Annotated in this window: 12 protein-coding genes and 3 tRNA genes; 2 read left to right on the top strand and 13 right to left on the bottom strand. The window is 62.4% G+C overall.

Features of this window, described 5'->3' with window-relative positions; translation table 11 throughout:
- Window positions 1-38: 38 nt before the first annotated feature.
- The 12 genes from ABGT73_RS12880 to aroD form a co-directional block, all read right to left on the bottom strand.
- Window positions 39-419 carry a hypothetical protein gene (locus ABGT73_RS12880; RefSeq protein ID WP_346670064.1) on the bottom strand — a complete coding sequence of 127 codons (381 nt, stop codon included), beginning with the start codon at window positions 417-419 and terminating at the stop codon, window positions 39-41.
- 286 nt (window positions 420-705) lie between these two features.
- A tRNA-Glu gene (locus ABGT73_RS12875) sits at window positions 706-780 on the bottom strand.
- Window positions 781-873: 93 nt separating this feature from the next.
- Window positions 874-950 (bottom strand) — tRNA-Met (locus ABGT73_RS12870).
- A 393-nt stretch (window positions 951-1,343) separates the two neighbouring features.
- On the bottom strand, window positions 1,344-2,651 hold the full coding sequence (gene serS, locus ABGT73_RS12865) for a serine--tRNA ligase (RefSeq protein ID WP_346670063.1): 1,308 nt from the start codon (window positions 2,649-2,651) through the stop codon (window positions 1,344-1,346).
- Between the two features lie 36 nt (window positions 2,652-2,687).
- Entirely contained in the window at window positions 2,688-3,572 is an 885-nt protein-coding gene (locus ABGT73_RS12860) for a ParB/RepB/Spo0J family partition protein (protein ID WP_346670062.1), read from the bottom strand.
- Between the two features lie 13 nt (window positions 3,573-3,585).
- On the bottom strand, window positions 3,586-4,350 hold the full coding sequence (locus ABGT73_RS12855) for a ParA family protein (protein WP_346670061.1): 765 nt from the start codon (window positions 4,348-4,350) through the stop codon (window positions 3,586-3,588).
- A gap of 481 nt (window positions 4,351-4,831) precedes the next feature.
- Entirely contained in the window at window positions 4,832-5,779 is a 948-nt protein-coding gene (locus tag ABGT73_RS12850; RefSeq protein ID WP_346670060.1) for a ParB/RepB/Spo0J family partition protein, read from the bottom strand.
- A gap of 123 nt (window positions 5,780-5,902) precedes the next feature.
- On the bottom strand, window positions 5,903-6,607 hold the full coding sequence (gene rsmG / locus ABGT73_RS12845; RefSeq protein WP_346670059.1) for a 16S rRNA (guanine(527)-N(7))-methyltransferase RsmG: 705 nt from the start codon (window positions 6,605-6,607) through the stop codon (window positions 5,903-5,905).
- The gene (gene mnmG / locus ABGT73_RS12840; protein WP_346670058.1) at window positions 6,600-8,492 is read right to left on the bottom strand and encodes a tRNA uridine-5-carboxymethylaminomethyl(34) synthesis enzyme MnmG; all 1,893 of its coding nucleotides are present in this window, start codon (window positions 8,490-8,492) and stop codon (window positions 6,600-6,602) included. Before mnmG ends, rsmG begins: the two co-directional genes overlap by 8 nt.
- A gap of 30 nt (window positions 8,493-8,522) precedes the next feature.
- Window positions 8,523-8,987, bottom strand: a complete 465-nt coding sequence (locus tag ABGT73_RS12835; RefSeq protein ID WP_346670057.1) for a hypothetical protein — start codon at window positions 8,985-8,987, stop codon at window positions 8,523-8,525.
- Between the two features lie 15 nt (window positions 8,988-9,002).
- Entirely contained in the window at window positions 9,003-10,394 is a 1,392-nt protein-coding gene (mnmE, locus tag ABGT73_RS12830) for a tRNA uridine-5-carboxymethylaminomethyl(34) synthesis GTPase MnmE (RefSeq protein ID WP_346670056.1), read from the bottom strand.
- A 316-nt stretch (window positions 10,395-10,710) separates the two neighbouring features.
- Window positions 10,711-11,436, bottom strand: a complete 726-nt coding sequence (aroD, locus tag ABGT73_RS12825; RefSeq protein ID WP_346670055.1) for a type I 3-dehydroquinate dehydratase — start codon at window positions 11,434-11,436, stop codon at window positions 10,711-10,713.
- Between the two features lie 137 nt (window positions 11,437-11,573).
- Between aroD and ABGT73_RS12820 the strand changes: the two genes are divergently transcribed.
- The gene (locus ABGT73_RS12820; RefSeq protein WP_346670054.1) at window positions 11,574-12,446 is read left to right on the top strand and encodes a patatin family protein; all 873 of its coding nucleotides are present in this window, start codon (window positions 11,574-11,576) and stop codon (window positions 12,444-12,446) included.
- A 48-nt stretch (window positions 12,447-12,494) separates the two neighbouring features.
- On the opposite strand, the gene ABGT73_RS12815 is transcribed toward ABGT73_RS12820, so the two are convergent.
- A complete protein-coding gene (locus tag ABGT73_RS12815) occupies window positions 12,495-13,463 on the bottom strand; it encodes an alpha/beta hydrolase (protein WP_346670053.1) in 969 nt (322 codons plus the stop codon).
- A gap of 444 nt (window positions 13,464-13,907) precedes the next feature.
- Here ABGT73_RS12815 and ABGT73_RS12810 point away from each other — a divergent pair.
- Window positions 13,908-13,984, top strand: a tRNA-Arg gene (locus tag ABGT73_RS12810).
- The last annotated feature ends 164 nt before the right edge of the window (window positions 13,985-14,148 follow it).

Genomic DNA, 14,148 nt, shown 5'->3' with positions numbered 1-14,148 from the left:
CATCAAAAAATGCCGGGGGCTTGCGCTCCCGGCTTTCTTTATTGCTGAACCATCTGCCGACCACAATCCATGCACAGAATATTGACTGCTTTGGTGGCCCGGACGCTGTTGCCGCAGCAGGGGCAAACATATTTGCGGTGGTGGCCGTTTCCGCTGGTGGGCGTTGTGCTTGTTTTACCGCCTGCTGCGTTTCCGCTGCCAGCACCCCGCGGGGTGAAACTCCATTCGATGCGGTTCATCTGGATATTGGTCCAGCCCTGGTCCAGAATGAACTCGCAAAGAGCATCGGTCGGCTGGGTGATGCTCCACCCGATTCGTTTATCATAGCTGATGTTCAGATCCCGGGCGGTGGCTGCATCGCGGAATCGTTTATTGTGGTAAGCGCCCCCTCGGCTGGTGTCCTGGATTCCCTGCTGCATATTCCACAGATGTTTTCGTTTGCCATTTTTTTATAAGTGTGGTATGATTGTGGTATGCAGTGCTATGAATAAAAAAATACTCCCTGTTTCTGACGTAACAACGTCAAAAACAAGGAGTAAGTCTTGGTGACCCGTACGGGAATCTCCCGCGCTCTAAAAACGGTCCACTGGACCGTTTTTGCCCGCCGGAGCGGACGGCGGGCACGAGCTTTTCGATTCCCGTACGTCGGCCCAAACCGCATGGATATAAAGAAAAACATCCTGCTCCCTTGAGAGCAGGATGTTTTGGTGACCCGTACGGGAATCGAACCCATGTTACAGCCGTGAAAGGGCCGTGTCTTAACCGCTTGACCAACGGGCCGCATAGAATACAAGATTTCGCTAAAACAGCAAGCAACCCACCGGCCACTATTGCAACCGGTCCCCAAGTATTTTAGCGAAACCTTGTAATCTGTGGTAGCGGTAACTGGATTTGAACCGGTGACACTTCGGGTATGAACCGAATGCTCTAGCCAACTGAGCTATACCGCCACATTTGGAAGCGCCTTATCAGAAAGCGCTCTATTATTATACGAATTCCAGGGGTTCCTGTCAAGTAGTTTTTGCAATTTTTTTGAAAAAATACCACTCCGCTGTCCTTTTTTGATTTTACCACCCTCGCCCCGCCTGTTTTCCACCATCATTTTCAACAGTCTCGTTGAAAATGTCTTAAAATATACGTTTTACCGCACAATTTTTTCTCGACCGGGTTTTCCACGCCCGGTGGAAAATGCGTCGTTCCCGGACAGTTTTCCACCATGCGGTTCAAAACGCGCCCCGGAGCATCCCTTTTGCCCCTGTTTTTTCCACACAAAAACGGCATGGTCAAAAGACCATGCCGTTTGATGGGAGTTTCTTTGCTTCTTTCTTTGCAAAGAAAGAAGCTTACTTGTGGTTGGGCACCAGCAGCGCCTTGCCGCCCATGTAGGGGCGCAGCACTTCGGGGATGGTGACGGTGCCGTCGGCCTGGAGATGGTTCTCCAGGAAGGCGATGAGCATACGCGGCGGCGCTACGCAGGTGTTGTTCAGGGTATGGGCCAGCTGGGTCTTGCCGTTCTCGTCCTTGTAGCGGATATGCAGGCGGCGGGCCTGGGCGTCGCCCAGGTTGGAGCAGCTGCACACCTCGAAGTACTTCTGCTGACGGGGGCTCCAGGCCTCGATGTCGCAGCTCTTCACCTTCAGGTCGGCCAGGTCGCCGGAGCAGCACTCCAGCTGCCGCACCGGGATCTCCATGGAGCGGAACAGCTCCACCGAGTTATGCCACAGCTTGTCGTACCAGGTCATGCTGTCCTCCGGCTTGCAGACGACGATCATCTCCTGCTTCTCGAACTGGTGGATGCGGTAGATGCCGCGCTCCTCGATGCCGTGGGCTCCCTTCTCCTTGCGGAAGCAGGGAGAATAGCTGGTCAGCGTCAGGGGCAGCTTGGCGCCGTCCAGCGTCTGGTCGATGAACCGGCCGATCATGGTGTGCTCGGAAGTACCGATGAGGTAGAGGTCCTCGCCCTCGATCTTGTACATCATGGCGTCCATCTCGGGGAAGGACATGACGCCCTTCACCACGTTGCCGTGCATCATGAAGGGAGGGATCACATAGGTGAAGCCCTTGTCGATCATGAAGTCGCGGGCGTAGGCCAGCACCGCCTCGTGCAGACGGGCGATGTCGCCCAGCAGATAGTAGAAGCCGTTGCCCGCCACACGACCGGCGGAATCCAGGTCGATGCCGTCAAAGCTCTCCATGATATCCACATGGTAGGGGATGGGGTAATCGGGCACGACCGGCTCGCCGAAGCGCTGCACTTCCACGTTGTGGGTGTCGTCGGGGCCGATGGGCACGCTGGGGTCGATCATCTGGGGGATCGTGTACATGATCTCCTGGATCTTGGCCTGGAGTTCCGATTCCTTGCCTTCCAGTTCCTTCAGGCGGTCGGCCTGGGCGGTGACCTGCTTCTTGATCTCCTCCGCCTCGGCGGCCTTGGAGGGATCTTTCTTGGCCTGGCCCATCAGCATGCCGATCTGCTTGGACAGCTTGTTGCGGTTGGCCCGCAGGTCGCTGGCCTCGCCGATGGCGGCGCGGTACTCGGCGTCCAGTTTGATGACCTCGTCCACCAGGGGCAGCTTGGCGTCCTGGAACTTCTTGCGGATGTTCTCCTTGACGGCTTCGGGGTTTTCACGGACAAAGCGAATGTCTAACATACTTTTACACTCCTCTGGAATCTATGGAATGGGGGTTCAGGATTCGGGGTCGTACTGGCCCAGCAGACTGACGAACTTCTGCAGCATATCGTCGCTGTAGAAATCGATCTTCAGGCTGCCCTTGCCGTCCTTGTACTCCACATGGACCTCGCTGCCGGTGACTTCCTTCAGCGCGGCCTCCACCTCCACCGCCCGCTTGGGACGGTGGAAGGGGTCGGGTTTGGGTTTGGGGGGCTTCGGCGGCTTGGCCAGCTTCTTGCAGAGCACCTCGGTCTGCCGCACATTGAGACCCTTCTCGGTGATCTCCTGGGCGGCGGTGCGGATGAGGTCCTCACTGGGCAGGCCCAGCAGCACCTTGGCGTGGCCGGCGCTCAAAGCGCCGGCGCTGACCTGGGCGCGGACCTCGTCGGGCAGGGCCAGCAGCCGCAGAGAGTTTGTCACGGCGCTGCGGCTCTTGCCCAGCCGTTTGGCGGCGGTCTCCTGGGTGAGGCCGTACTTTTCAATCAGCTGACGGCAGCCCTCGGCCACCTCGATGGGGTCGAGGTCCTCCCGCTGGAGGTTTTCAATCAGCGCCAGGGCGGCGGCCTGTTCGTCGGTAACATCCTTGATGAGTACCGGCACCTCGTCCAGCCCGGCCAGCCGGGCGGCCCGCCAGCGGCGTTCCCCGGCGATGATCAGATACCCGGTGCCCAGCCGCTTGGGCCGCACCGCGATGGGCTGCAACAGCCCGTTCTCGGTGATGCTGGCCGCAAGCCCCGCCAGGGATTCGTCGTCGAACTTCTTGCGGGGCTGGTCGGGGTCAGGCTCGATCTCCCGCAGGGGCAGGGTGGTGACGCCGGCGTCGTCGGCGGTGGTTTCGGGCAGGTCGGCAAACAGGCTGTCCAGCCCCTTGCCCAGCCCGCCCAGTTTGCGTTTGGCCATCGGCGTACCTCCTTTATCTCTCGTTATTGCTCAAAAACTCCCGGGCCAGCTCCATGTAGGCTTCGCAGCCCTTGCCGTTGGGCTCGTAGAAGTTGATGGGCATGCCGAAGCTGGGCGCCTCGCTGAGACGCACCGACCGGGGGATCACCGTCTTGAAGACCTTGTCGCCGTAGTACTTCTTGACCTGGGCCACCACCTGCATGGTCAGGTTGAGCCGTCCCGAATACATGGTGAAGAGCACGCCCTCAATATCCAGGTAGCGGTTGTACTTCTTGCGCACGGTTTTGAGGGTGCTCATCAGCTCGGTGAGGCCCTCCAGGGAGTAGAACTCGCACTGCAGAGGGATGAGCACGGTATCGCAGGCGCAGAGGCCGTTGATGGTGAGCAGGTCCAGCGAGGGCGGGCAGTCGATGAAGATGTAGTCGTAGAGGGGCACCACGGGGGCCAGCACGGTGCGCAGCCGCATTTCGCGGCGGGGGATGCTGACCAGTTCCACGCCCGCGCCCGCCAGCTGGGTGTTGGAGGGCAGCAGGTCGGTGTTGTACTCGGTCTTGAGGATGGCCTCCCGCACATCGTCGTCGTCCATCAGGCAGGTGTAGATGTCGAACTCCTGCTTGTTTTTGGGCACGCCGTAGCCGGAGGTGGTGTTGCCCTGGGGGTCCAGGTCCACCACCAGGACTTTTTTGCCCAGCGACGCCACGCAGGCGCTCAGATTGACGGCGGTGGTGGTTTTGCCCACGCCGCCCTTCTGGTTTGCGATTGCGATGACTTTTGCCACGGCGTTTCCTCCTGTTTCGGGTGATTTTGGACCGCAGAACGGGTCCACGACCTATTATAACACAGCTTTTGGGGTTTAAAAAGGGGGTCGGCCATAAAAAGTGCCCCGGGAATGTTCCACGTGGAACATTCCCGGGGCTTGGAAACGGTTTTTCTTCCTTCTTTGCAAAGAAGGAAGCGAAGAAACTCTGAACCGGGTATACAAGAGAGGGGGAGGCAGCATGTTGGGCCGCGGTGGTCAGGAGATTCTCCGGCGGGGTCAAGACCCCGCCCTACAGCCAACATTTCATTTTGCTTTCTATATAAAAAATGCATGGTCCCTGACCATGCATTTTGATTGTAGTTTCTTTGCCTGCGTTTTGCGGAGGCTTGCGCGGGAAGACGAGGCTTGAACCTTGCGGGAAATGTAATTCTATGGACTATATAGTTGGAGTTTCTTTGCCTACTTTCTTTGCAAAGAAAGTAGGTGCAAAGAAAGTAGGTTACAGGAGTTGTACCGCAAAATCCTCGGTGCTGTCGGCGGGGGCGGCATCAGCCGACGCCGGAACCGCTGGGGCATCTGTGGCAGGTGTGACTGCCGCCTGCACCGGCGCCGCCGCAGCAGGGGATGCGCCCGGCGCCACCCGGCCGTCGTTGCCCACCGGGATGCGCACAATGTATTCCAGACACCCGTCCTTCTTGTCGCAGCTGGTGGTGGCGGCGATGCCCTTCTGGGTCATCAGGTCCACGGCATGCTGCAGGGTGTTCACGAAAAACCGCACATCCCGCACCATGGGAATGGTCTTGCGGCAGGGACTGGGCCCCTTGGGCGCCGCCAGCATGCTCTCCACCAGCTTGTCGGTCTGGCGGACACTCAGATTATCCCGGGCGATCTTCTCCAGGGCCGCTGTGCGCCGTCCCTCGGGCAGCCGCAGCACCGCCCGGGCGTGGCGCTCGCTCAAGTGATTGGCCGTGCACAGGTCCTGCTGTTCCGGCGTCAGGGTCAGCAACCGCAGCTTGTTGGCAAGGGCCGGCTGGCTCAACCCCAGACGCCGGGCGGCCTCGGCCTGGGTGCAGCCCCACAGCCGGATCACCTCCTTGATGCCCCGGGCGGTGTCGAAGGGGTCCAGCTGGCTGCGCTGGAGGTTTTCAAGCAGCCCCAGGGCCGCCGACTCGCTGTCATTGAAATCCGCCAGGATGGCCGGAATCTTTTCCAGCTTCGCCAGCCGGCAGGCCCGCAGCCGCCGTTCCCCCGCCACCAGCTGATACTTCCGCAGTCCCACCCGGCGCACGCTCACCGGCTGGAGCAGCCCGTTCTGGAGAATGCTCACGGCCAGGGCGGCGATCTCCGGCTCGTCGAAGGCCGTGCGGGCCTGGTAGGGGGACGGCTCGATGCTGTCGATGGGCAGCAGCAGCACGCGGCCGGTTTTTTGGGGTTCTTTTCTCGACACGATGGTTTCCTCCCTGCACGTTGCAAAACAAAAAGTGCTATGCTTTTTCTACAAAAAGCATAGCACAACCGGCAGGAAACCGGAACAAAAATCGTTCGCCCCGAATCCGCAAAAAACGCGGTCTTACAGCGGTTTTTTTGCAATTTTTCCGCCGTTGCGGGGGTAAACCGTCGGAGTCTGCGATATTTTTTTGCAGAACACCAGCCCCCGGGCGCTGCCGTCCGGCAGGGTGAAGGTGCGGGTCTCGGCGTACTGGCCGCCCAGCTTCTGCAAAGCATGGGCGGCGGCGTGGGCCTCGGTGTCGGCCTCGGGACCTTTCAGGGCCACGAACCACCCGCCCGGTTTAACCAGCGGCAGGCAATACTCACACAGCACCGGCATGGCCGCCACCGCCCGGGCGCAGGCCACGTCGAACTGCTCCCGCCAGACCTTGCGGGCGGCCTCCTCGGCCCGCTCCTTGGCAAACTCGATGCCGGTGAGGCCCAGCTCGCCGCAGAGATATTTTAAAAAATCCACCCGCTTGCCTGTGGGCTCCATGAGGGTGAGCTGCAGCTCCGGCTTGTAGATTTTTGCCACCACGCCGGGGAAGCCCGCGCCGGTGCCCACGTCCACCAGTTTGCCGGAAACTTCCGGCTGGGCGGCGAAGAGCAGGCTGTCCGCAAAGTGGCGGTCCTCGATGCCCTCGGGGGTGGTGATGGCCGTCAGGTTGACTTTCCGGTTGTAGTCCACCAGCAGCTGGGCGTAGCGGTCCAGCAGGTCCAGCTGGGCAGGGGAGAGGGCAATGTTCCACGTGGAACATTTTTGTGCCAGGCGTTCTTTGTCAATCATGGTGTTCCTCTTTCTGTTGGCTGCGGGCCTTCAGCAGGGCGATGCTCAGCTGGGCCAGGTCGTTGGGGGAGACCCCCGGAATCCGTCCGGCCTGGGCCAGCGTCCGGGGCCGGATCTTGGTGAGCTTCTCCCGGGCTTCCAGGGTGAGCGTCTCCAGCGGGGCGTAGTCGAAGTCCTCGGGGATGGCCACCTGCTCGTGGCGCTGGATGTCCCGGATGATCCGTTCCTCCCGGGCAATGTAACCGGCGTAGCGGATCTCGGTCTCGATGCGCTGGGCCATGGCGGGGGTGACCCCCTCGCCCCGGCCGATCACTGCGGCAATCCGCTCGTAGGTGATGGCCGGACGGCGCATCAGTTCCGCCGCCGTGCCGCCGCTCTCGCCCAGCTCGGTGCCCTCCGGCACCACCGCCCGCAGGTCGGAGAGTTTTACGTGGGTGATCTCCAGCCGGTGCAGCTCGGCGGTCTTGATGTCCCGGTCCCGGCAGAAGACCGCCCACCGCGCGTCGTCCACGAGACCAAACTCCCGGCCGATGGGGGTGAGCCGCTCGTCGGCGTTGTCCTGCCGCAGGGACAGGCGGTACTCGCTGCGGCTGGTCATCATGCGGTAGGGGTCCATGACCCCCTTGGTGACGAGGTCGTCCACCAGGGTACCCAGGTAGCTGGTATGCCGGGCCAGCACCAGTTCGGACTTGCCCAAAGCGTGGCGGGCGGCGTTGAGCCCTGCCAGCAGGCCCTGGGCGGCGGCCTCCTCGTAGCCGGAGGTGCCGTTGAACTGTCCGGCGCCGTAGATGCCCGCCACCACCTTGCTCTCCAGGGTGGGCTTCAGCGTCGTGGGGTCCACGCAGTCGTACTCGATGGCGTAGGCCGGACGCATGATCTCCAGATGTTCAAAGCCCACAATGGTGCGGTACATGGCGTTCTGCACGGCCTCGGGCAGGCTGGAGGAGAGCCCTTGCAGGTACATCTCCTCGGTGTCCTCGCCGCAGGGCTCCACAAAGACCGGGTGGCGCTGCTTGTCTTTAAAGCGGACCACCTTGTCCTCGATGGAGGGGCAGTACCGGGGGCCCACGCCCTGGATGTCGCCGCCGTAGAGGGGAGAGCGGTCCAGGTTGTCCAGAATCACCTTGTGGGTCTCGGGGTTGGTGTAGGCAATGTAGCAGTTGACCTTGTTGTGCATGGGCGTCCGGGTCAGAAAGCTGAAAGGCTGGAGCAGCTCATCGGGGTCGCCGGGCTGGCATTCCAGCCTGGAGAAATCAATGCTGCGGCGGTGCACCCGGGCGGGGGTGCCGGTCTTGAAGCGGCGCAGGGTAAACCCGTGGGCCACCAGAGACTTGGTCAGCTGGGTGGCCGCATGGGTGCCGTCGGGGCCGCCGTCGTAGTGGGCCTCCCCCACAAAGATGCGGCCGCCCAGGGTGGTGCCGGTGGCAATGACGCAGCAGTTGCAGCGGTAGTAGCCGCCCAGCGCCGTCATGACGCCCACAATGTGGCCGTTCTGCACATCCACGCCGGTGATCTCGGCCTGGTGGATGTCGAGATTTTCGGTCTTCTCCAGGGCGTGCTTCATCCAGATGTGATACCGCTTGCGGTCGGTCTGCACCCGCAGACTGTGGACCGCAGGCCCCTTGCCCCGGTTGAGCATCCGGCTCTGCAAAAAGGTGGCGTCGGCGCCCAGGCCCATCAGCCCGCCCAGGGCGTCCACCTCCCGCACCAGATGCCCCTTGGCGGTGCCGCCGATGGAGGGGTTGCAGGGCATGTTGCCGATAAAGTCCAGCGTCAGCGTGAAGACGGCGGTTCTGGCGCCCAGCACCGCCGCCGCGTGGGCGGCCTCGATGCCTGCATGGCCCGCGCCCACCACGATCACGTCATAGTTTCCCAGAATATCCATAAATTGATGTTTCCCTCTATTGAAGATGTATTACCCCTGTTCGGGCAGGATGCCCTCGGTGCAGACGTGGTACCGGCGGTAGTTGTCGGGGTCCACCAGCACCGGCAGGGCGGTCCGGCCGTCCAGGAAGGGCGTGGGGTCAAACCACAGACTGTCGCTCTCAAAGACGTAGACCTTGCCGTCAGCGGCGTTCCGCGCCTGGCATTGCAGCACCAGGGGGCACCGGCCGTTGAGACGCACCCGGGTGTCGTACTGCACCCCGATGATGTCCGCCTGAATGGTGCGGCCGTTTTCCTCCAGCCAGCGGCGGAGTTTCCGCCCCCGGGAGAGGGCGGCCATCATCCCGATGCCCGCGAAAAAGAAGACCATGCCCATGGCGGCAAAGACAAAGAGCACCGGTTCCCGCGCCGCCAGCACCAGCCCGGTGCCCAGGGCCACAAAGACCAGCCCGATGATCATAAATATCGCGCCCAGAAGTTTCAGCACTTTTTGCAAGGCGGTCCCCTCCTTTTACTTGCCCACACAGAAGGTCTCGAAGACCTCGTCGATGGTGGCGTCGGCGGCGTCCTCGCCGGTGAGGTCGCAGAGAGCTTGCAGGGCGTCAGTCAGACAGACCGCCACCGCGTCGAGACCGAAGCCGTCGTCGATGGCCCGCAGGGCTTCCGCCACGGCGTCCCGGGCCCGGGTGGCCGCCGCCAGCTGGCGGGCGCTGCAGAGCTGCCCCGCCCGGGGGTCCAGCTTGGCGGTGCCCAGAAGGTCCGCCACCGCCGCCGACAAGGGCTGCAGACTGGCGGTGTCTTTGGCGCAGAGGGTCAGTACCTTTTTGAAGTAGGGGGTCAGCGCGGCCTGGGCTGCCTCGGTGGATTCGGCCAGATCCTGCTTGTTGAGGATAGCCAGCGCCGGACGGCCCTGGCAGCGGCGGGCAATGTCCAGGTCGGATTCCTCCAGGGGTTGGGCGGCGTCGAAGACTGCCAGCACAAGGCCCGCCTCGTCCAGCTTCTTCCAGCTGCGGCGGATGCCCTCCGCTTCGATGGCGTCGCCGTCGGCACCCACCTCCCGGACGCCCGCCGTGTCAAAGAGGTTGAGCCGGATCTCCCCCAGCTGCACCGCCTGCTCCACAATGTCCCGGGTGGTGCCCGCCACCGGCGTGACGATGGCCCGGTCAAACCCGGCCAATAGATTCAAAAGGGTGCTCTTGCCCACGTTGGGACGGCCCAGCAATACGCAGTCCACCCCGTGGCGCAAAACGGCCCCGGCGCCGTAGCCGGCGATCAGGTCGTCCAGCTCGGCTTTCTGGGTGCGCAGCGTGCCGGTGAGGGCCGCGTCGGACAGTTCGGGCACGTCCTCCTCGGGGTAGTCCACCCAGGCCGCCAGATGGGCGTTGAGACTTTGCAGGGCTTTCTGGATGGCGGCGATGCGTTTCGCCAGCCGCCCGTCCAGGGCGGATTTGGCCAGGGCTGCCCCCTGCCGTCCGTTGGCCGCGATGACTTCCATCACCGCCTCGGCCTGGGTCAGGCTCAGCTTGCCGTGTTCCAGTGCCCGGCGGGTGAATTCCCCCGGCCCGGCCGGGGCCGCCCCCGCCAGCAGCAGCGCTTCCAGCAGACCGTCCGCCATGGCGGTGCCGCCGTGCACCGAAAGCTCGATCACGTCCTCCCCGGTGTAGGAGTGGGGCGCCCGGTAGAACAGCGCCACCGTCTCGTCCATCTCCTCGCCCCGGAGCATGTAGTGGCCCAGCATGGCCGTATAGCCTTTGGCGTCCGCCACGCGGCGGCCCTGCCGCACCGGCACGAAGATCTTCTCCACGATGGGATAGGCGTCGGGACCCGATACCCGGATCACCGCAATGCCGCCCTCCCCCGGCGGCGTGGCCAGCGCACAGATGGTCTGTTCCAAACGGTCCATAGATAGCTCCTTCTACATTTATATATAGGGATGGGTTGTTGTTGAAGCGGGAGGTTCGCGCTCCCGGACGGTGCCGCTTTTTGACCGCGCAAAAAGCCGTTTATCTGTAGGGCGGGGATTCTTCCCCGCCGCGGGGTGTCGCCGTAACCGCCAAATTCTCCGGCGGGGTCAAGACCCCGCCCTACAGCCGGACAAAATAAGGCGGATACCCAAGCACCGGGACGCCGCCCGCCTCACGATGACGCGGGCTTCCCGGTTTATATGTTTGGAGTTTCTTTGCCTACTTTCTTTGCAAAGAAAGTAGGTCCGCGTCCCCTTACAAATCCCCGGCAGTGAGCAGCTTCGCCCGCAGGTTGGCGGCCGGGGGCTGGCCGGGGGCGCTGGCCGCCGACAATGTGCCGAAGGTTGCCGCGCTGCCGAAGGGCCCGCCGCAGTACCGCGTAGCCGCGCCGTCCCGGCCCATACTCATGGTGATGAGCAGCGCGTCGGGGCGCTCATCATGCACCTCCGCCGTGGCCAGCAGCAGCGCCGCCGCGTCGGCCCGACTGTGGGGCATCACCGCCAGCTTGGCAATGTCCGCCCCCGCATCCAGCATGCCGTGGAGTGCCTCCGCCATGGCGTGGCGGTCCGGCGTGCCGTCAAAGTGATGCTCGCTGAAAAGCGCCGCCGCCCCCGCCCGCTTCGCCGCGTCCCGCAGCACGCGGACCACCGCGGCGTCGGTGCGCCACTCAATGTCCAGGGCGTCCACGCCCCCCTGCTGTAACAGCGCCAGCCCGGCGTCCCGGTACTCCGAAGCGTCCAGCGCCGCTTCGCCGCCCTCCCGGGCCGTGCGGATCGTCACGATCAGCGGCTTTTGTACCAGTCCCCGCACCATGGCAAGGGCCGACAGCCAGTCGCCCACCCGCAACGGGTCCAGCCGCAGCTCCACGAGGTCCGCCTCGGGGGCGGCCTGGGCGGCTTTGGCCTGGGCTTCCAGCTCCCCCAGAGCATGGGCAAACAGCGGTACGATGATGCGCGGTGTTTCGGGGTTCAGTTGCAGCATGGCGGTGCTCCTTTGTCGTACAGACGGCTTTTTGTTGTATTGTACCACAATTTAAAAAAAGTGTAAATTCGTGAAGATTGCCGCTTGCGGCACGCCCGCCGACGCGCTACAATAGGATGTTACAGGAGGCATTTGCTATGGAAAACTTCACAATGCCGCAAAGCGCCGCCCTGCTTCTGGAGGGTGGTTCGCTGCGCGGCCTGTATACGGCCGGCGCCCTGGACGCGCTGATGGAACAGAACATCTACTTCCCCGCGGTGGCCGGCGTCAGCGCCGGCGCCCTCAACGGGGTGAACTATGTGGCCCACCAGCCGGGGCGGTCGGCCAGCATCAATTTGCGGTATCGCCGGGACCCCCGGTACTTCGGCCTGATGGCCGCCGTCAAGGGGGGCAGTCTGTTCGGACTGAACTTCATGCTGCGGGATATCCCCCAGTCGGTGCCCTTTGACGCCGACACCTTCTACCACGGCGGACAACGGATGGTGGCGGTGGCCACCTGCCTGGAAACCGGCAAACCCGCCTACTTTGAAAAGGGCAAGACCGACTTCGACTTCCTGGACGCCGTGCGGGCGTCGGCCAGCCTGCCGCTGGTGTCCATGCCGGTGCGCATCGGCAAGAACCGCTACCTGGACGGCGGCTGCTCCTGCCCCATCCCGCTGCACTGGGCGCAAAAGGAAGGCTTTGCCAAGACCGTCATCATCACCACCCGGCAGAAGGGCTTCCGCAAATCCCTGCCCGGCCAGCGGATGGTGAACCTGTACGACGACTTCTACGGCGACCAGACGCTGTTCCTGGCGGCGCTGCTCACCCAGGAGGTGCGGTACAACGCCCTCATGGAGGAGATCGACGCCCTGGAAGCGGCGGGCAAGGTGTTTGTGGTGCGGCCCCATGACCCCATTGAGATCGGCCGGTTCGAGAAAAACACCGACAAGCTGCTGGACCTGTACAACCGCGGCCGCCGCGAGATGCGGGGGCAGCTGAACGCCCTGCGGGACTATCTGATGCAATAAAAAAGACCGCCGGATGCCGGGAAATCTCCCGGTGTCCGGCGGTTTTGGTTAGGCGTTGGCGTGGTCAGGGTGCAGGCAGTGGTCCAGGAACTCGGTCACAGCCTTCTCATAGGCGGGAATGTCCACGTAGTAGGACACCGCGTGCCCCGCCCCCGGAATGGTCACCAGCCGCTTGGGGCTGGCACAGGCGTCGAAGTTCTCCCGGCTCATCTCACAGGGCACGAAGTCGTCCGCCTCCCCGTGGATGAACAGAATGGGAATGCGGGCCTTGGCCACCGCCTGGCGGCAGTCGGCGTCGTCGGGGTCAAACCGCCCGTAGAGCAGCGTGCCCACCCGCCCCACAGCGTAGATGGGCCCCATGAGCGCCGAGGGCACCACGGTCTTCAGCACCTTGGTGCAGATGTCGTGGGGACTGGTGTAGCCGCAGTCCGCAATGATGCCCCGTACCGTCTCGGGCAGGTCCAGCCCGCTGGCCAGCAGCACGGTGGATGCCCCCATGGAAACCCCCATGAGGAAGATGGGCACCTCCGGCCCGAAACGCTTGTACGCCCAGTAGGCCCACGCCCGGCAGTCGTACCGCTCCTTCACCCCCATGGTGATGGTGTGTCCCCCGCTGGCGCCGTGACTGCGCTGGTCGGGCAGCAGCACGTTGTAGCCCAGACGCTTGCACAGCGTGTAGCCGCCCATGCCGTCCCGGCGGGCAAACCCCTTGTACCCGTGGAAAATGATGGCCAGCGGTGCGCCGTCGGCATGGTGATAGTACCGCGCCGCCAGCAGCGTGCCGTCGTCTGCTGTGATCTGCACCGGCTCGTAGGGTGCGGCCTCCAGCGCCTCGGCGTCCTTTTTCAGCTGGGCCCCGTAGGGCAGCGTCTTGGACAGTTCCTCGGCGTCGGTGTCCTCCGGCTCGGCGCTGTGATAAAACCAGATGCGGTAAATGCCATAGGCCGCCCCCAATACCGAAGCGGCCGCCGCGGCCGTGGCTGCCGCCCCGGCTGCGACCAGATGACTCTTTTTCATATGTATATACCTCGTGTGGAGCCAGACATGTGCTCCAGCACCCAGTATAGCAAAATTGGAAAAATTGTGCAATGTTCGGCCCGCACTTTAACCATCACCAGGGGTTACAAAAACATCCGAAAGTTTGCTTTTCTCCGCCCAGCGAGAAAAATGCCCGCTTTGCAAAAAAATCATTTGCATTTTGCCGCGGGATTTGCTATACTATATAAGTTCCCGGTACAAAGGGAACCAACAAACATGTGCGGTCGTAGCTCAGCTGGATAGAGCGTTGGACTCCGACAACTGTGGCACGTTAGGCAGTCGGCAAGAAATTGCTCGGCATAACGTGAAAAAGCAGGCACATCACCCGGTGGTTCGCGGTAGACTGACCACGAATTGACCACCAACCCGATTTTCACAATTTTATACGATGAATCTCGTCCCAGCGACGATTTTCATAAATGTGCGGTCGTAGCTCAGCTGGATAGAGCGTTGGACTCCGACTCCAAAGGCCAGAGGTTCGAATCCCCCCGGCCGCACCAAGAGCAGCATCTGAAAAGATGCTGCTCTTTTTATTTTGTATGAAACTGTGCGGGATGTTTCTCTTTTGCGAGTCCGTTTTATGTCACTTGCGTTGTGATATAATTAAAAATAATCAAAGTCCAACGGGTTGTTGCCTTCTTCTAAAAGTCGTAAAACAGTTGTG

The organism is uncultured Subdoligranulum sp., assembly GCF_963931595.1.
Lineage (GTDB): Bacteria > Bacillota > Clostridia > Oscillospirales > Ruminococcaceae > Gemmiger.
Note: the sequence above shows the minus strand (reverse complement) of the source record. Positions and strands in the feature narration are given on the sequence as shown.

What these genes read in the sequence shown, in the direction of transcription:
- ABGT73_RS12880 (WP_346670064.1), bottom strand. Translation starts at nt 419, where the DNA reads ATGCAGCAGGGAATCCAGGACACCAGCCGAGGGGGCGCTTACCACAAT.
- serS (WP_346670063.1), bottom strand. Translation starts at nt 2,651, where the DNA reads ATGTTAGACATTCGCTTTGTCCGTGAAAACCCCGAAGCCGTCAAGGAG.
- ABGT73_RS12860 (WP_346670062.1), bottom strand. Translation starts at nt 3,572, where the DNA reads ATGGCCAAACGCAAACTGGGCGGGCTGGGCAAGGGGCTGGACAGCCTG.
- rsmG (WP_346670059.1), bottom strand. Translation starts at nt 6,607, where the DNA reads ATGATTGACAAAGAACGCCTGGCACAAAAATGTTCCACGTGGAACATT.
- mnmG (WP_346670058.1), bottom strand. Translation starts at nt 8,492, where the DNA reads ATGGATATTCTGGGAAACTATGACGTGATCGTGGTGGGCGCGGGCCAT.
- mnmE (WP_346670056.1), bottom strand. Translation starts at nt 10,394, where the DNA reads ATGGACCGTTTGGAACAGACCATCTGTGCGCTGGCCACGCCGCCGGGG.
- aroD (WP_346670055.1), bottom strand. Translation starts at nt 11,436, where the DNA reads ATGCTGCAACTGAACCCCGAAACACCGCGCATCATCGTACCGCTGTTT.
- ABGT73_RS12820 (WP_346670054.1), top strand. Translation starts at nt 11,574, where the DNA reads ATGGAAAACTTCACAATGCCGCAAAGCGCCGCCCTGCTTCTGGAGGGT.
- ABGT73_RS12815 (WP_346670053.1), bottom strand. Translation starts at nt 13,463, where the DNA reads ATGAAAAAGAGTCATCTGGTCGCAGCCGGGGCGGCAGCCACGGCCGCG.